14 protein-coding genes are annotated in these 16,378 nt (G+C 69.8%); 9 read left to right on the top strand and 5 right to left on the bottom strand.

The genetic code is table 11. The features are described from left to right. The first annotated feature begins 43 nt into the window (after positions 1-43). The 3 genes from RZE79_RS24055 (at position 44) to RZE79_RS24045 (ending at position 4,349) form a co-directional block, all read left to right on the top strand. Positions 44-2,236 carry an ATP-binding protein gene (locus RZE79_RS24055; RefSeq protein WP_319357137.1) on the top strand — a complete coding sequence of 731 codons (2,193 nt, stop codon included), beginning with the start codon at positions 44-46 and terminating at the stop codon, positions 2,234-2,236. Next, on the top strand, positions 2,233-2,853 hold the full coding sequence (locus RZE79_RS24050) for a response regulator transcription factor (protein WP_101493265.1): 621 nt from the start codon (positions 2,233-2,235) through the stop codon (positions 2,851-2,853). The genes RZE79_RS24055 and RZE79_RS24050 overlap by 4 nt, the downstream gene beginning before the upstream one ends. 146 nt (positions 2,854-2,999) lie before the next feature. Further along, complete coding sequence (locus RZE79_RS24045) at positions 3,000-4,349, top strand: MFS family transporter (RefSeq protein ID WP_319357136.1); 1,350 nt, start codon at positions 3,000-3,002, stop codon at positions 4,347-4,349. 46 nt (positions 4,350-4,395) lie between these two features. On the opposite strand, the gene RZE79_RS24040 is transcribed toward RZE79_RS24045, so the two are convergent. Then, positions 4,396-5,874 (bottom strand): rhomboid family intramembrane serine protease, encoded by a 1,479-nt coding sequence (locus RZE79_RS24040; protein ID WP_319357135.1) that lies wholly within the window; start codon positions 5,872-5,874, stop codon positions 4,396-4,398. 33 nt (positions 5,875-5,907) lie between these two features. Continuing rightward, a complete protein-coding gene (gene argH, locus RZE79_RS24035; RefSeq protein ID WP_319357134.1) occupies positions 5,908-7,305 on the bottom strand; it encodes an argininosuccinate lyase in 1,398 nt (465 codons plus the stop codon). 57 nt (positions 7,306-7,362) lie between these two features. Here argH and RZE79_RS24030 point away from each other — a divergent pair, with 57 nt between their 5' ends. From RZE79_RS24030 to RZE79_RS24010, 5 genes are all read left to right on the top strand, one after another. After that, entirely contained in the window at positions 7,363-8,448 is a 1,086-nt protein-coding gene (locus RZE79_RS24030) for a sensor histidine kinase (RefSeq protein ID WP_373696582.1), read from the top strand. Next, positions 8,445-9,197: a LytTR family DNA-binding domain-containing protein gene (locus RZE79_RS24025; protein ID WP_319357133.1), complete on the top strand. Its 753-nt coding sequence runs from the start codon at positions 8,445-8,447 to the stop codon at positions 9,195-9,197. The genes RZE79_RS24030 and RZE79_RS24025 overlap by 4 nt, the downstream gene beginning before the upstream one ends. Next, complete coding sequence (locus RZE79_RS24020; RefSeq protein WP_319357132.1) at positions 9,194-10,468, top strand: AI-2E family transporter; 1,275 nt, start codon at positions 9,194-9,196, stop codon at positions 10,466-10,468. The genes RZE79_RS24025 and RZE79_RS24020 overlap by 4 nt, the downstream gene beginning before the upstream one ends. A 67-nt stretch (positions 10,469-10,535) precedes the next feature. Then, complete coding sequence (locus RZE79_RS24015; protein WP_319357131.1) at positions 10,536-11,717, top strand: DUF1624 domain-containing protein; 1,182 nt, start codon at positions 10,536-10,538, stop codon at positions 11,715-11,717. 10 nt (positions 11,718-11,727) lie between these two features. Further along, positions 11,728-13,053, top strand: coding sequence for an OprD family outer membrane porin (locus tag RZE79_RS24010; protein WP_319357130.1), 1,326 nt, complete (start codon positions 11,728-11,730; stop codon positions 13,051-13,053). A gap of 13 nt (positions 13,054-13,066) precedes the next feature. On the opposite strand, the gene RZE79_RS24005 is transcribed toward RZE79_RS24010, so the two are convergent. Beyond that, positions 13,067-13,525: a helix-turn-helix domain-containing protein gene (locus RZE79_RS24005; RefSeq protein WP_319357129.1), complete on the bottom strand. Its 459-nt coding sequence runs from the start codon at positions 13,523-13,525 to the stop codon at positions 13,067-13,069. A 120-nt stretch (positions 13,526-13,645) separates the two neighbouring features. Here RZE79_RS24005 and RZE79_RS24000 point away from each other — a divergent pair, with 120 nt between their 5' ends. Continuing rightward, the gene (locus RZE79_RS24000) at positions 13,646-14,575 is read left to right on the top strand and encodes a nitrilase family protein (RefSeq protein ID WP_319357128.1); all 930 of its coding nucleotides are present in this window, start codon (positions 13,646-13,648) and stop codon (positions 14,573-14,575) included. On the opposite strand, the gene RZE79_RS23995 is transcribed toward RZE79_RS24000, so the two are convergent. Together RZE79_RS23995 and RZE79_RS23990 are read right to left on the bottom strand one after the other, a co-directional pair. Then, positions 14,493-15,815: an MFS transporter gene (locus tag RZE79_RS23995; RefSeq protein ID WP_319357127.1), complete on the bottom strand. Its 1,323-nt coding sequence runs from the start codon at positions 15,813-15,815 to the stop codon at positions 14,493-14,495. The two genes, RZE79_RS24000 and RZE79_RS23995, sit on opposite strands and share 83 nt — an antisense overlap. Continuing rightward, the gene (locus RZE79_RS23990; protein WP_319357126.1) at positions 15,802-16,335 is read right to left on the bottom strand and encodes a GNAT family N-acetyltransferase; all 534 of its coding nucleotides are present in this window, start codon (positions 16,333-16,335) and stop codon (positions 15,802-15,804) included. The genes RZE79_RS23995 and RZE79_RS23990 overlap by 14 nt, the downstream gene beginning before the upstream one ends. Positions 16,336-16,378 lie beyond the last annotated feature (43 nt).

Below are 16,378 nucleotides of genomic sequence, written 5' to 3'. Positions count from 1 at the left end.
AATTCCGCACGCCGCGCCGGCCGGACCTGCGGACCCGCCTCCCATGCCGCCCCTCACGCCCGAACCGTCCCTTCCTGCTTCTTCATCGCCACCGCCCGTGCGCTCCCGCCGCCGCGCGATAGCGGGCTGGGCGACTGCCCTTGCGCTGGCCTTGCTGCTGATCGCCGTGGCCGGCCAGTGGGCTGCGCGGCGCGAGGCGAACTTCCAGGCCGACTCGATCCGCCGCGCCATGGAAGTGCACGTGCTCGGCCTGCGCGATGCCGCCGGCAAGTACGGCTACCTGCCGTTCACCGCCGGCATGCACCCCGACGTGCTCGCCGTGCTGGCCCGCCCGCAGGACGCCGCCACGCGGCAGCGCGCCAACCACTACATCGAGGAAGTGAACCGCCTCGCGGGCTCCGACGCGCTGTACCTGACCGACCCGCAAGGGCTCACGCTCGCCGCGAGCAACTGGGCCACGCCGCAGAGCTTCGTCGGCGAGTCGTACGCCAACCGGCCGTACTTTCTCGACGCGCGGGCCGGGCGCCAGGGGCTGTTCTACGGCGTGGGCCAGACGACGGGCGAGCCGGGGCTGTTCATGTCGGCGCCGGTGCGCGCCGAGGGCGGCGGGGGCGAGGTGCTGGGCGTGATCACCGTCAAGGTCAGCCTGCGCCAGCTGCACGACGCCTGGGCCTTCGTGCGCGATCCGATCCTGCTGACCGACGCGCGCGGCATCGTGTTCCTGAGCTCGGTGCCGGGCTGGATGTACCAGGCCACGCGGCCGCTGAGCCCGGCCGACCTGGCCGGCATCGAACACGACCAGCAATACGGCGCGCGCACCCGCTTCGCGCCGCTGCCGTGGCGCGTCGAACCCATCGAAGATGCGCCGGGTTACCTCGTGCGCACGACGGTCGGCGGCAAGGCGCGCCGTTTTCTCGCCGTGGACGAGCCTTTGCCCGACCTGGGCTGGACCTTGACGGTGATGGCCGACCACGCCGAAGTCACCCGCGCGCGCGAGCGCACCTGGATGCTCGGCCTGCTGGGCGCTGGCGTGCTGCTGCTGGGCGCGCTGTACTGGCGGCTGCGGGAGCGCCGCTTTGCCGAGCAACGCGATGCGCGGCGCGACCTCGAGCTGCGCGTGCGCGAGCGCACCCACGAGCTGGACCAGGCCCACGCCTTCCGCAAGGCGATGGAAGACTCGCTGCTGGTCGGCATGCGCGCACGCGACCTGCAGGGCCGCATCATCTACGTCAACCCGGCCTTCTGCGAGATGACCGGCTACGGCGCCGACGAGCTGCTGGGGCGGCTGCCGCCGTACCCCTACTGGCACCCCGACGACGTGACGCAGCACTGGTTCCACTACGAGGCCATGATGAGCGGGCAGCCGGCGCGCTCCGGCTTCGAGTCGCGCCTGCGGCACCGCGACGGGCACGAGGTCATCACCATGGTCTACACCGCGCAGCTCATCGACGCCGACGGCCGGCACAGCGGCTGGATGAGTTCGGTGGTCGACATCACCGAGCAGAAGCGCGCCGAGCTGCGCCAGCGCCAGAACGACGAGCAACTGCAGCACGCGCAGCGCCTGGCCAGCCTGGGCGAGATGGCGTCCACGCTGGCGCATGAACTCAACCAGCCGCTGATGGCGCTGAGCAATTTCGCCAGCGCCGCCAAGGCCTTCGCCGAGCAGGGCAACCAGCCGCTGCTGGCCAGCAGCCTCGACGAGACCGTGGCGCAGGCCAAGCGCAGCGCCGAGATCGTGCGGCGCATCCGCGGCTTCGTGCGCCAGCGCACCGCCGGCACCGAAGACTGCGCGGTGGCCGCGCTGGTGGCCAACGCGCTGGCGCTGCTGCAGGGCGAGATGCGCCAGCGGCAGGTGCGCGCCGAGGTGCGCGTGGCGCCCGCGCTGCCGCCCGTGCGCGGCGACCGCGTGCTGCTCGAGCAGGTGTTGCTGAACCTGCTGTCGAACAGCCTGCAGGCGATGGAGCAGGGCACGCCGCCCGACCGGCGCGTGGTCGAAGTCGAGGCCGAACTGTGTGAGGGGCGCGTGCACATCCGCATCGCCGACCACGGCCCCGGCATCGACGCCGCGCTGGCCGAGCAGGTCTTCGCGCCGTTCTTCACCACCAAGGCCGGCGGCCTCGGGCTGGGCCTGAACATCTGCCGCACCATCGTGGAGGCCCACCGCGGCCGGCTGTCCTTTGCCGACCGGCCCGGCGGCGGCACGGTCTTCACCCTCGAACTGGAGGCTTCCCCGTGAACGCACCCCTGCTTGCCAACCACCTGTGCGTCGTCGACGACGACGAGGCCGTGCGCCGTTCTTTGGGCCTGCTGCTGCTGTCGCGCGGCCATGCGGTGCAGGCCTTTGCCTCGGGCGAGGCCTTCCTGGCCGGTGCCGACCTGCAGCGCCCGGGCTGCGCCATCCTCGACCTGCGCATGGAGGGCATGAGCGGCCTGCAGGTGTTCGACGCGCTGCGCGCCCAGGACAGCCCGCTGGTCGTGATCTTCCTGTCCGGGCACGGCGACATCCCGATGGCGGTCGAGGCGGTGCAGAACGGCGCCTTCGGCTGGCTGGAAAAACCTTGCAACGACGAGCGCCTGCTCGACAGCATCGCCAAGGCGCTGCAGAAAGCCGAAGAGGTCGCCGTGCGCCGCCAGGCCCGGCAGGCCGCGCAGGCGCTGTGGGCCAAGCTCACACCGCGCGAGATGCAGGTCGCCCGGCTCGTGGCCGAAGGCCTGCCCAACAAGCGCATCGCGCAGGAACTCGCGCCGCTGGAGCTGCGCACGGTGGAAACGCACCGGGCGCACATGTTCGCGAAGCTGGGTTTTTCGAGCAGCCTGGAGCTGGACCGCTTCCTGCGGGAGCACGGTCTCTAGAACTTAGGGTTTACCCCTGCGTACGGGTACGTAGCCCGGCGGCGGGGGGCCTACGGACGACAGCGCGGCCCCGGCGGACCAGACTCCCCGGCACGGCTTTCCGCGGGCTTCGCGGGGGCTGAAGCCAGAGACAAGGACCCCCTCGCATGACCGCCATTGCCAGCAGCAGCACGAGCGCCGGCGCCTCCAGCCCGGACGCGACCAGCGACAACCACACCCCCTACACCTTCGAGGAAAAGCGCAAGCGCATCTTCGCCATCTTTGCCGCCTCGTCCGGCAACCTGGTGGAGTGGTTCGACTTCTACGTCTACGCCTTCTGCGCGATCTACTTCGCGCCCTCGTTCTTCCCCAAGTCGGACCCGACGGTCCAGCTGCTGAACACCGCCGGCGTGTTCGCCGCAGGCTTCCTGATGCGCCCGATCGGCGGCTGGATTTTTGGCCGGCTGGCCGACCGCAAGGGCCGCAAGACGTCGATGGTGACCTCGGTCGTCATGATGTGCGTGGGCTCGCTGGTCATTGCCTGCCTGCCCACCTACGCGCAGATCGGCGCCTGGGCGCCCGCGCTGCTGCTGGCCGCGCGCCTGCTGCAGGGCCTGTCGGTCGGCGGCGAGTACGGCACCACCGCCACCTACATGAGCGAAGTGGCGATGCGCGGCCAGCGCGGCTTCTTCTCGTCGTTCCAGTACGTCACGCTGATCGGCGGCCAGCTCCTGGCCGTGGTGGCCGTGGTGGTGCTGCAGCAGCTGCTCACCGAGGCCGAGCTCAAGGCCTGGGGCTGGCGCATTCCCTTCGTGCTGGGTGCCCTGGCGGCCGTCGTGGCGCTGATGCTGCGCCGCACGCTGACCGAGACCGCCAGCACCAAGACCCGCGCCGCCAAGGGCGCCGGCAGCGTCGCCGAGCTGTTCAAGCACCACAAGCGCGCCTTCCTCGTGGTGCTGGGCTACACGGCCGGCGGCTCGCTGATCTTCTACACCTTCACCACCTACATGCAGAAGTACCTGGTGAACTCGGCCGGCATGTCGATCAAGACGGCCAGCAACGTGATGACGGCCTGCCTCTTCCTGTACATGTGCATGCAGCCGCTGTTCGGCGCGCTGTCGGACCGCATCGGCCGGCGCAGCAACATGCTGCTGTTCGGCGCCCTGGGCATGCTGATGACAGTGCCCGTGCTGAGCAACCTGCAAAGCGTGAGCAGCCCGCTGGTGGCCGGCGTGCTGATCACGCTGGCGCTGGCGGTGGTGAGCTTCTACACCTCGATCAGCGGCATCGTGAAGGCCGAGATGTTCCCGCCCGAAGTGCGCGCGCTGGGCGTGGGCTTGTCGTACGCGGTGGGCAACGCCATCTTCGGCGGCAGCGCTGAGTACGTGGCGCTGGGCCTGAAGTCGATCGGGCACGAGTCGTACTTCTACTGGTACGTGACGGCGATGATGGGCGTGGCCTTCCTGGTCAGCCTGCTGCTGCCGAAGCAGGCGACGTACCTGCACAACGACAAGTAAGCGCAGCGGCGTTTCGTCAACCGAACCCGGCCTCGTGCCGGGTTTTTTACGTGCGCTGCAACGCGCGCGTGACCATGTCGTTGGGCGCCAGCCGCAGCAGGTGCGGCAGCAGGCCCATCGCCCGTTCGCGCTCGCCCGCGTGCAGCAGCCCGTTGGCGCACACCGAGAGCGTGTCGGCCAGCTCGGGGTGGTCGGGCGCAATCTTCAGCAGGATGCGGCAGAGCTTGTCGGCGTCGCCGAACTGGCGGATGCGCGCGAAGCGGCGCGCCAGCCGGGCCATGTCGTCGGGCTTCAGGCGCACGCCGGGTTTGGCCTGGTCGAGGTAGGTCGTGAAGCTGCCGTGCTGCAGCGCCAGCGTGTCTTCATCGGTGGCGGGCAGGCGGAAGATGCGCCGCGCGGCCTGGTGGAAGTCGTCGCTGGCGGGCTGCAGGCGCGCGGTGTTGAACCAGGCGCGCAGCGTGTCGGTGTCGCCGGGGCGCAGGGCGGCGGCGGCGCGCCACTCGGCACACGCGGGCTCGAACTTCATGGCCGCCGACAGCTTGCGCGCGGCGGCCACGTGCAGGTCGAAGCGGTGGTCGTCGGTCACCATTTCCGACTTCACGGTCTCGGGCGTTTTCACGCGGCCCAGCCACATGGCGCCGGCCATCAGCGCCGCGCCCGTCAGCAGGCCGCCCAGGTGGGCCATGTAGCCGACGCCCTGGTCACCGAGCCATTGCTGCAGCAGTTCGTTGGCGATCCAGGCCGGCAGCAAGAGCAGGGCGGGCGCGGTGACGTAGCTGAAATAGAAGAACAGCTGGTAGAAAAAGCGGATGCGCCGCAGCCGGTACATCACGGCGTACATGCCCATCAGCGCCGAGATCGCCCCCGAGGCGCCCAGGCCGTGGCCGCCGACGCCGGCATAGGCCCAGCTGGCCAGCAGCGACGAGCCGACAGCGCCGAGCAGGTAGAAGCACAGGTAGGTGCCGCGCCCCAGCGCCAGTTCGACCGAGAAGCCGAACAGGAAGAGGAACAGCATGTTGCCCAGCAGGTGGCCGGTGTCGGCATGCAGGAAGGCGGCGGTGACCCAGGTCCAGGGCTTGAACGCGGCGCCCTTGTTCTGGTCGAGCGACCAGCGCTCGGTGAAGGGCGCGGGCAGCATCGCCTCGTACTGGCGGCGTTCGCGCTGCCATTCGTCGAAGCGCGGGTTCGCGGGCGTCACGACCTCGTCGGCGCGCAGCTTCTTCAGGAAGGGCTGGTCGTTCTGCAGGGCTTCGAGCAGCTGCGGGTACGCCTCTTCATGCCCCAGCATGCGGCGCGCCATCTTGCCGCGCTTGGGATCGGTTTTTTCGAGCCACTCGACGAAGGGCGGCAGCTCCAGTTCGGGCAGCACGCCCTGCATGTAGAACTGCGCGGCGCGCTCGCGGCCGTTGTCTTCGCTGCGCTGCGGACCCCAGAACACGATCATGTTCAAGAGGATCAGCAGCACCGTCATCCACGGCGGGTTGTGCCAGCTCGGTTTGTTTTCGAGCGGGATGGCGTAGAACATGAAGTGCGGCCCTCGGTGGTGTGGCCGCGGGCTTCAGCCCAGGCGGGCGCGGTGGCGGGCGACTTGCGCTTTGACCTGCACGGGCGCGGTACCGCCCAGCACGTTGCGCGCGTTGAGCGAGCCGCGCAGGCTCAGCACGTCGTACACGTCCTTCTCGATGTTCGGGTTGAACTGCTGCAGCACCGACAGCGGCAGCTCCGACAGGTCGACCTGGTGCGAGGTGGCGGCCTTCACGGCGTGGGCCACGGTTTCGTGCGCGTCGCGGAAGGGCAGGCCCTTCTTCACGAGGTAGTCGGCCAGGTCGGTGGCGGTGGCGTAGCCGCGCAGCGCGGCGGCTTCCATGGCCTCGGGCTTCACGGTGATGCCGCCGATCATCTCGGCAAAGATGCGCAGGGTGTCCTTGAGCGTGTCGACGGTGTCGAACAGCGGCTCCTTGTCTTCCTGGTTGTCCTTGTTGTAGGCCAGCGGCTGGCCCTTCATGAGCGTGATGAGCGCCATCAGGTGGCCGACCACGCGGCCCGTCTTGCCGCGGGCCAGCTCGGGCACGTCGGGATTTTTCTTCTGCGGCATGATCGACGAGCCGGTGGTGAAGCGGTCGGCGATGTTGATGAAGCCGAAGTTCTGGCTCATCCAGATGATGAGTTCTTCGCTCAGGCGGCTCACGTGCACCATGCACAGGCTGGCGGCGGCGGTGAACTCGATGGCGAAGTCGCGGTCGCTCACGGCGTCCAGGCTGTTCTGGCAGACGCTGTCCATCTTCAGGGTGCGCGCCACGAGCTCGCGGTCGAGCGGGTAGCTGGTGCCGGCCAGCGCGGCGGCGCCCAGCGGCAGGCGGTTGACGCGGCGGCGCACCTCGCCCATGCGCTCGGCGTCGCGGCTGAACATTTCCACATATGCCAGCATGTGGTGGCCGAAGCTCACGGGCTGGGCCACCTGCAGGTGGGTGAAGCCGGGCAGGATCACCTCGACGTTCTTCTCGGCGATGTCGACCAGCGCCTTCTGCAGGTCGACCAGCAGGTCGCCGATGAGGTCGATTTCGCCGCGCAGCCACAGGCGCACGTCGGTGGCGACCTGGTCGTTGCGGCTGCGGCCGGTGTGCAGGCGCTTGCCGGCGTCGCCGACCAGCTGGGTCAGGCGGGCCTCGATGTTCAGGTGCACGTCTTCGAGGTCGAGCTTCCATTCGAAGCTGCCGGCCTCGATCTCGCTGCGGATCTGCGTCATGCCGCGCTCGATGGCGGCGTGGTCCGTCACGCTGATGATGCCCTGGGCCGCGAGCATGCCGGCGTGCGCCAGCGAGCCCTCGATGTCGGCTTGCCAGAGGCGCTTGTCGAAGAAGACGCTGGAGGTGTAGCGCTTCACCAGGTCGCTCATCGGTTCGGAGAACAGGGCCGACCAGGCTTCGGATTTCTTGTCGAGTTGGTTTTGGGTCATGGGAGCCGTCCAGGAAGGCAATAATGGGTTGGTCACCCGATGGATCTGATGTCTGCGATGCGCAACCCGGCGATTTTATCGGCCAGCTCCCCCTCCACGTCCGCTGCGTCGCCGGAACGCGTGCGCGCGCCCGTGCGCGGCGGCCCGGCGCTGTTCGACGCCTGCCAGATCGGCGTGGTGCTGCGCACCGTGGTGTTCGTCGAAGCAGTGGTCGCGGTGGCGACGCTGTTCGTCGTCGGCTCCTTCGGCGAATGGCTGGTGCAAGCGGCCACGGTCACGGGCGGCGCGCTGCCCGCCACGCTGCTGTGGCTGGTGGCGGCCTGCGGGCTCAAGAAGCAGTTGCGGCGCCTGCCGCCCCCGGGCCAGTACGCCGCGGGCGCCGTGCTGGGCGCCGTGGCCTCTCTTTATGGCTGCGGCCTGCTGCGCCTGACCGGCGTGATCGCCAGCGCGCCCTGGCTGGCCAGTGCGCTGGCCGGCGCGCTGTTCGCGGGGCTGGTGATGGCGGCGATGGTGCTGCGCGCGCGCGGCCAGACGCCGGCCGCCACCACGGCCCGGCTCGAAGAGCTGCAGTCGCGCATCCGCCCGCACTTCCTGTTCAACACGCTCAACAGCGCCATCGCGCTGGTGCGCGAAGAGCCGGCCAAGGCAGAAACCATGCTCGAAGACCTGGCCGAGCTGTTCCGCCAGGCGCTCACCGTGCCCGGCGAATCGGGCACGCTGGCCGACGAGATCGCGCTGGCCGAGCGCTACCTCGCCATCGAGCAGGTGCGCTTCGGCGACCGCCTGCGCATCCGCTGGGACCTCGATGCCGCCGCCAGCGACGCGCGGCTGCCGCCCCTGCTGCTGCAGCCGCTGGTCGAGAACGCCATCAAGCACGGCGTGGAGCCCAGCCCCGACGGCGGCAAGCTGCGCATCCGCACCGAGCGGCGCGGCGGCATGGTCGTGATCGAGGTGGTCAACAGCCTGCCGCCGCTGCGCTGGGCCGACGAACCGCTGCCGCGCGGCCACGGCATCGCCCTGGACAACGTGCGCGAGCGGCTGCGCCTGCTGCACGACATGCAGATGCAGTTCAGCGCCGGCATGGACCAGAAGAACTACCGCGTACGCATCGCGATTCCCGCAGACTCTGCCGAATCCCCATGAGCCTCAAGACCCTGATCGTTGACGACGAAGCCCTGGCCCGGTCGCGCCTGCGCACGCTGCTGCGCGACTGCACCTCGCCCGCTGCCGAGGTGACGGCCGAGGCCGCGCAGGGCGAAGAGGCGCTGGCGCACCTGGCCGCGATGGACTTCGACCTGGTGCTGCTCGACGTGCACATGCCCGGCGTCGACGGCATCGAGGTGGCGCGCGCATTGCGCCATCGGCCCGACGCGCCGGCCGTGGTGTTCGTGACGGCGCATGCCAGCCACGCGGTCACGGCCTTCGAGCTGGAGGCGGTCGACTACCTCACCAAGCCCGTGCGCGCCGAGCGGCTGCAGCAGGCGCTGCAAAAGGTCGAGCGCTTCCTGAAGGAGCGCCGCGCTGCCGAGCCCGCTGCCGATGCCGCGCCCGAGTGCGTGCTGATCCAGGACCGGGGCCGCGCCGAGCGCGTGCCGCTGTCCGAGGTGCTGTACCTCAAGTCCGAATACAAGTACCTCACGGTGCGCACCGCCACACGCAGCCACATCCTCGACGGCTCGCTCAACGATTTCGAAGAGCGCTACCCGAACCGCTTTTTGCGCGTGCACCGCAACGCGCTGGTGGCGCGCGCGGCGATCCGCGCGCTCGAACGCTACGACGACGGCGAAGACGCCGACGGCTGGGCGCTGCGGCTCGATTCGGTGCCCGAACCCGTGGCGGTGTCGCGCCGCCAGCTGGCCGCCGTGCGCGAGATGCTCAAGGAGTCGCGATGACCGATGAAACCCCGGCCGGCCCGAAGCCCGCGCCCCCGCGCCCCGTGGCCGCCGACGAACCGCCGCCTGCGCCCGCGCCGGTCCAGGTGCCGGTACCGCCCCCCGAAGCCACCGCGCCTGCTGCACCGGTCGCGCCGAAGGACGATGCGAACTCCGCGCTGCGCAAGCGCCTCGTGCTGCACATGCCGGTCGACGTGCGCAGCGCCTCGCTCGTGGTGCTGGCCGTGCTCGCCAGCGTGTTCGCGCTGCGCTGGGGCCAAGCGGTGTTCGTGCCGCTGATGCTGAGCCTGCTGCTGAACTACGCGCTGTCGCCGCTGGTCGAGCGCCTGCACCACTGGTACGTGCCGCGCTGGATCGGCGCGGCGGTGATCCTGCTGGGCCTGTTCGGCGGGCTCGGGTGGACGGGCTATTCGCTCTCGGGCAGCGCTTCGCAGCTGCTCGACTCGCTGCCGGTCGCGGCGCAAAAGCTCGGCCAGGCCATGCGCCGCAACAAGAACGCCAGCGCCACGCCGCTGGACAGCGTGCAGCAGGCCGCCGCCCAGCTCGAGAAAGCGGCCGAAGAAAACTCCGCCCGCGTGGCCGCGCGCAAGGGCGTGGCGCGCGTCGTCATCGAGCGGCCGGGCTTCAACGTGCGCGACTACCTGCTCAGCGGCACGGTCGGCCTGCTCAACGCGATGGGGCAGCTCACGCTGGTGGCTTTTCTCACCTACTTTGCGCTGTGTTCGGGCGACACCTTCCGGCGCAAGCTCATCAAGATCACCGGGCCCAGCCTGCAGAAGAAGAAGGTCACGGTGCACGTGCTGGACGACATCACGCGCAACATCGAGCGCTACCTGCTGGTGCAGATCCTGGTGAGCGCGCTGGTGGGGCTTGCCACCGGCCTCGCGTTCTGGCTCATCGGCGTGGAGAACGCGGCCGTGTGGGGAATCATCGCGGCCGTGACCAACCTCATTCCGTACATCGGCTCGGTGATCGTGCTGGTGGCGGCCGGGCTCATGGCCTTCCTGCAGTTCAGCAGCATCGAGATGGCACTGCTGGTGGGCGGCGTCTCGCTGGCCATCCACACCGTGGTGGGCAACCTGCTCATGCCCTGGCTCACCAGCCGCACCAGCCGCATGAACCCGGTGGCGGTGTTCGTGGGCGTGATCTTCTGGGGCTGGCTGTGGGGCATCTGGGGGCTGCTGCTGGGCATCCCGATCACCATGGTCATCAAGTCGATCTGCGACCGGGTGGAAGACCTGCAGCCGATCGGCGAGCTGCTGGGCGAATAAACCGGCCCTTCAGGAAGGTGCATCGTCCGATGCTGTAAATTATTGCGAATACATTCGCAATAATTCAATGTCCGACGTTTCATCCGCTTCCTTGCCACCCGGGGCCGGCGCCCCGGCCCGGCTGCTTTCCATCGACGCGCTGCGCGGCCTCGTGATCCTGTTCATGCTGCTGGACCACGTGCGCGAGACCTTCTATCTGCACCACCAGGTGCCCGACCCGATGCTCGTGGCGCAGACGCCGGCGGCGCTGTTCTTCGGCCGCCTGCTGGCGCATCTTTGTGCGCCGGTGTTCGTGTTCCTGGCCGGACTGTCGGCCTTTCTCTACGGCGCGAAGCAGGCGGACGGCCGCGCGGCGGCGTCTTCGTTCCTCTGGAAGCGGGGACTTTTCCTCGTGCTGCTGGAGGTCACGGTCGTCAACTTCGCGTGGACCTTCCAGTTCCCGCCGGCCACGGTGTTCCTGCAGGTGATCTGGGTGATCGGGCTGTCGATGCTGGCCTTGTCGGCGCTGGTGTGGCTGCCGCGCCCGGCGCTGATCGTGGTGGGCGTGGTGCTGGTGGCGGGGCACAACCTGCTCGACGGCGTGCACTTTCCGGTCGGCCATGTGCTGCACGTGCCCTGGGCCGTGCTGCACGACCGGGGCTGGATCGAGGTGTCCGATGCCCTGAGGCTGCGCACCTCGTACCCGCTGCTGCCGTGGATCGGCATCATCGCGCTGGGCTACGTTGCGGGGCCGTGGTTCCTGCCCGGCACCGATGCGCCGCAGCGCCAGCGGCGGCTGCTCGCGGGGGCCGTGGGCCTGCTCGTCGGCTTCGTGGCGCTGCGCGCGCTCAATGCCTACGGCGACAAGCCCTGGGCCGCAGGCGACAGCGCGCTGACGACGGTGATGGCCTTCCTCAACGTCACCAAGTACCCGCCGTCCTTGCTGTTCATCGCGCTGACGCTCGGCGTGGGGCTGTGGCTGCTGCGGCTGTTCGAACGCCGGCAGGGCGAGGCATGGCTCGCGCCGCTGGCCGTGTTCGGCGCGGCGCCGATGTTCTTCTACGTGCTGCACCTGTACGTGCTCAAGTTCCTTTACCTCGGCGCAGAGGCGATCTGGGGCCCCAACCAGGGCCGTCTGTTCGGCTTCGACGCCATGTGGATGGTGTGGCTGGCCACCGGCGTGCTGGCCTTCGCGCTGTACCCCGCGGTGCGCGCCTTTGCCGCCCTGAAGGCACGGCGCCGCGACATCGCGTGGCTCAAGTACCTGTGAAGGGCCGGCGATGAAGCGGTTCTGCGGCGCGGCCCTCGCGATGCTGGGCACGTCCGCCCTGGCGGCCGAAGGCGGTGGCTTTGTCGAGGACACGCGTTGGCGCGTGCTCCAGCGCAGCGTGTACGAGCACCGCAGCTACCTGCACGGCGACCGGAGCAACGGCGGGCGCAACGCCACGCTGCCGAAGGCGCGGCGCAGCGACCACGCGCAGGAGTGGGGCTACGGCGTCATGGGCACCGTCGAGTCGGGCTTCACGCCGGGCTGGATCGGTTTCGGCATCGACGCGCACGCCTCGCTCGCGCGCAGCCTCGACGGCGACGACCTGCGCGTCGGCAAGATCCGCATGCTGCCGGTGGACGGCGCGGGCTACGCGCAAGACGGCATCGCGCGCGGCGGCCTGGCGCTGAAGGCGCGCGTCTCCACCACCGTGCTGACGGTGGGCGAGCAACGCGTGAAGACGCCGGTCTTCAGCGCATCCGATTCCCGCCTGCTGCCAGAGACCATGCGCGGCTGGCTGCTCACGAGCCGCGAGTTCGACACGCTCACGCTGCAGGCCGGCCGCTTCACCGGATCGACCGACCGCCATGCGCGCGGCACGAACAACCCGCTGATCGTGAACTACCTCGATCCGAAGTCACCGCGCGGCGACGTGTTCGACTTTGCCGGCGGCACGTGGAAGGGCAGCGCGTCGCTGTCGATCACGGCCTACGTCGGACGGCTGAAAGACACCTGGCGCACCGGCTACCTGGGCGCCCAGTACACGGTGCCGCTGCAAGACAAGCGCGCGTTGTCCTTCGACCTGCAGGTGTATCGCAGCAAGGACACGGGCCGCGCGCTGGCCGGCCCGGTGGACAACACCACCGCCAGCCTGATGTCGACCTACACCCACGGCCCTCATCGTGTGGGCCTGGGCTGGCAGAAGGTCGCGGGCGACACGCCCTTCGACTACGTGACGCGCGGCGCCGTCTGGCTCGGCAATGCGGCGCAACTGTCCGACTTCAACGCGCCGCACGAGCGGTCGTGGCAACTGCGCTACGAAGTCGATGCCGCGCGTTGGGGCGCGCCCGGGTTGAGCCTGGGCGCGGTCTACATCCGCGGCAGCGGCATCGACGGCAGCCGGGTGCCGGCGCGCGGAGGCTATGCATGGCTGGGCTACAGGCAGGGCGGCCGGCACTGGGAGCGCGACCTGTGGCTGCGCTACACGGTCCAGCAGGGCAGCGCGAAGGGGCTGGCGTTCCTGCTGCGCTATGGCGAGCACCGCAACAACAAGGCGCAGGCCGAACTCAACGCACGGCAGATTCGTGTTGCCCTGGAGTACCCGGTCGGCAGGGACTGAGCGGACGGCGCTGTCAGGCCGACGTGGCGGGCAGCTTCTGCACGAAGGTCGCGGCGGGGTCGAGCGGTTGGCCGTCGCGCGTGCGCAGGTCGATCGGCGCCACGGGCTCGCCACCCTCGCGCTCCAGCAGCACCGAATGCGGCTCGCCCGGCGCGAACAGGTTCGCCTCGCCCCAGTGCCGCAGGCCGACCACCACGGGGAACAGGCCGCGGCCCTTGGCCGTCAGCGCGTACTCCTGGTAGAGCGAGCCGTCCGACGCCGGCACGAGGTCGAACACGCCTTCCTGCACCAGCCACTTCAGCCGGTCGGCCAGGATGTTTTTGGCCACGCCCAGGCTCTGCTGGAACTCGCCGAAGCGCCGCATGCCGTCGAAGGCGTCGCGCACGATCAGCAGCGACCACTGGTCGCCGACGATCTCGAGGGCGCGCGCCATCGGGCAGGCGTCGAACCTCAGACTTTTTCTCCTGGCCATCGTGTGTTTGTCCTGTGCGTCCCTGGGATGGCGGGATTAGACCGCAGCGCTGGATTGGTTGCAAATTAAAACCAATAGCGCTAGCATTCGTCTGGTTTTAATTTGAAACCTGAAATGACCATGACCGTCCCAGCAAACATTCCCTCCGGCGGTGACGCCGTGCCCGGCCTGCGCGCCAGCCCCGTGCGCGTGGCCGTGGTGCAGTTCGATCCGCAGGTCGGCGTCGAGAACCTCGCGCGCAACGCCGCCGCCGTGCACCAACAGCTCGAGGCTGCCGTGGCCGGCGGCGCGCAGCTCATCGTGCTGCCCGAGCTGGCGACCACCGGCTACTGCTTCAGCGGCCGGGCCGAGGCCTTTGCCCATGCCGAGCCCGTGCCGCACGGCCCGACCGTGCAGGGCTGGGTCGCGTTCGCGGCGCAGCACGGCGTGTACCTCGTCGGCTGCCTGGCCGAGCAGGACGGCATGCAGCTGTTCGACACGGCCGTGCTCGTTGGCCCCGAGGGCTACATCGGCCGCTACCGCAAGACGCACCTGTGGAACAACGAGAAGCTGTGGTTCACGCCCGGCAACGAGGGCTACCGGGTGTTCGAGACGAAGATCGGCCGCATCGGCCTGCTCGTGTGCTGGGACATCTGGTTTCCCGAGGCGCCGCGCATCGTGGCGCAGCAGGGCGCCGACATCCTCTGCGTGCCCACGGGCTGGGTCTGGACGCCGCCGCCGCTGTACGACGCCAGCGGCGTGTGCATGCCGGCCTACCTGACGATGGCGGCCGCGCACACCAACAACGTCTTCATCGCCACCGCTGACCGCGTGGGCCAGGAGCGCGGCACGGGCTTCATGGGCAACTCGCTGATCGCGGGCACCAACGGCTGGCCGATGGGGCGCATCGCCGGGCCCGAGGAAGAAACCATCCTCTATGCCGACGTCGACCTGGGCGCCGCGCGTTCGGCACCGATCTGGACACCGCTCAACGACCTGCACCGCGACCGGCGAACCGATCTGTACGACGCGATGCTGGGCTATCGGGGCGGTGTGGCACTGCCGCGCTGAGGCGCGCGAAGCGCACGATCATCCACGGCCCGAGCAGCGCCCCGAGCCCGACCGAGCTCCACGCCGCCACCCACGCGTACGTGCTGCCGAAACCGAACTGCGCCTGCCCCCAGTCGAGCGCCAGCCCGAACACCCAGGGGCTGAGCGCGCCCGCGCCGAAGCCCATCACCGAGCGAACCGAGAACGCCACGCCGAGCCGGTGCGGCGCCACCACATCGGCCAGCGCGGTCGAGTAGACCGACGAATCGGCGATGGCCAGCAGGTTGTACAGCGCCGCCATCGCGGCCAGCGCCCACAGCGGCCAGGTCCACATCCAGCCGAAGGTGAACGACAGGCTCAGGCTCGCGACGGTGGCGATCATCATCACGCGCGCGCGGCCCAGCCGGTCGGACGCGGCGCCGCCCACCACGCTGCCGAACACGCTCACGAGGTGCGCGAACGCGGCCAGCGCGATGCCCGCGGCCGGCCATGCGCTCGCACCGCCGCGGGACGAGGCCATGAGGTAGGCGGGCAGCCAGGCCCACAGCGCCATGAGTTCCCAGCAGTGGAAGGTGTAGGCCCAGTTGCCGGCCATCGCGGGCCGGTCGCGCACGGTTGCGTTCAGCGCCTGCAGCACGCCTTCGCGCGGTGCGCCAACGGCCGGCGACACCGGCGGCTGCATGCGCCGCAACGCGAGCACGGACAGCAGCACGCCCGCCACCGTGCAGCCCGCTGCCACCAGCAGCCCGAGGCGCCAGTGCGCCACCACGCTGAACCCCGCCACCACCGCGAGCGACAGTGCATAGCCCATCGACGCCGCGCCGAGAAACAACCCCATCGCACGCCCGCGCACCGCCGGCCCGGCATTGAGCGACAGCAGCTGCAGCCCCGGCGTGTACGAGGCGCCCGCGCACAGGCCCGCCAGGCCGTACAGCAGCAGGGCGGAGCGGTGGTCGTGCGAGAAGAGCGCGAAGGCCAGCGCAGCCGCCGCACCGATCGCGCCGCCCACCACGAAGATGCGGTGCGGGCCGTAGCGGTCGGCCAGCAGGCCCACGGCGAACAGCGAGCTCATGTAGCCCACGTGCCAGGCGCTCTGGATGGAGCCGGCCTGCGCGGCCGTCATCTGCCAGTCGGCCATCATGAACGGCAGCACGCCCGAGTAGGCCGTGACGATCATCCCCTGCAGCAGGCGGCTCGCGCACAGCAGCGCGAGCCATCCGCGCTGCGGCGGCGCCGGGGTGGGGGTGTCAGCGCAGTGCACGCTGCATCAGCACCGTGTCGACCCACTGGCCGAACTTGAAGCCGACGTTGCGCAGCACGCCGACCGTCTCGAAGCCCAGGTTCGCGTGCAGCCGTTGCGAGCCCGCGTTGCCGCTGTGGCCGATGCACGCGACCATCTGCATGAAGCCGGCCGCGGTGCAGCGGTCGATCACCGCCTGCAGCAGCGCCGTGCCGATGCCGTGGCCGTGCATGTCGGGTGCGACGTAGATCGAGTCTTCCACCGTGTGCCGGTAGGCCGAGCGCGCGCGGTAGGGGCTGGCGTAGGCGTAGCCGGCCACCTCGCCATCCTTCAGTGCCACCAGATAGGGCAGGCCGCGGGACAGCACGTCGGTGCGGCGCGTGTGCATCTGCGCGACGGTGGGCACTTCTTCTTCGAACGAGCACAGGTCGTGCTGCACGTAGTGGCTGTAGATGGCCTGCACGCGGGCCATGTGGTGGGGCTCGGCATCGGCAATGTCGAGTGCAGCGAGCGCGGTGGATGCAAGGGTGGGGGAAGACATGGCCCGATCTTGACGCGCCGGAATCGATAAGTGAAGCTTGGTC

The sequence above is a fragment of the Variovorax sp. EBFNA2 genome (assembly GCF_033802765.1).
GTDB lineage: Bacteria > Pseudomonadota > Gammaproteobacteria > Burkholderiales > Burkholderiaceae_C > Variovorax > Variovorax paradoxus_H.
The sequence above is the reverse complement of the archived record's forward strand: the minus strand, read 5'-3'. Positions and strand labels throughout refer to the sequence as shown.

Excerpts from the sequence above, each read along its gene's own strand:
- RZE79_RS24010 (WP_319357130.1), top strand. The coding sequence starts at position 11,728 with ATGAAGCGGTTCTGCGGCGCGGCCCTCGCGATGCTGGGCACGTCCGCC.
- RZE79_RS24020 (WP_319357132.1), top strand. The coding sequence starts at position 9,194 with ATGACCGATGAAACCCCGGCCGGCCCGAAGCCCGCGCCCCCGCGCCCC.
- RZE79_RS24015 (WP_319357131.1), top strand. The coding sequence starts at position 10,536 with ATGTCCGACGTTTCATCCGCTTCCTTGCCACCCGGGGCCGGCGCCCCG.
- RZE79_RS24030 (WP_373696582.1), top strand. The coding sequence starts at position 7,363 with ATGCGCAACCCGGCGATTTTATCGGCCAGCTCCCCCTCCACGTCCGCT.
- RZE79_RS24045 (WP_319357136.1), top strand. The coding sequence starts at position 3,000 with ATGACCGCCATTGCCAGCAGCAGCACGAGCGCCGGCGCCTCCAGCCCG.
- RZE79_RS24025 (WP_319357133.1), top strand. The coding sequence starts at position 8,445 with ATGAGCCTCAAGACCCTGATCGTTGACGACGAAGCCCTGGCCCGGTCG.
- RZE79_RS24000 (WP_319357128.1), top strand. The coding sequence starts at position 13,646 with ATGACCGTCCCAGCAAACATTCCCTCCGGCGGTGACGCCGTGCCCGGC.
- argH (WP_319357134.1), bottom strand. The coding sequence starts at position 7,305 with ATGACCCAAAACCAACTCGACAAGAAATCCGAAGCCTGGTCGGCCCTG.
- RZE79_RS24055 (WP_319357137.1), top strand. The coding sequence starts at position 44 with ATGCCGCCCCTCACGCCCGAACCGTCCCTTCCTGCTTCTTCATCGCCA.
- RZE79_RS24005 (WP_319357129.1), bottom strand. The coding sequence starts at position 13,525 with ATGGCCAGGAGAAAAAGTCTGAGGTTCGACGCCTGCCCGATGGCGCGC.
- RZE79_RS23990 (WP_319357126.1), bottom strand. The coding sequence starts at position 16,335 with ATGTCTTCCCCCACCCTTGCATCCACCGCGCTCGCTGCACTCGACATT.
- RZE79_RS24040 (WP_319357135.1), bottom strand. The coding sequence starts at position 5,874 with ATGTTCTACGCCATCCCGCTCGAAAACAAACCGAGCTGGCACAACCCG.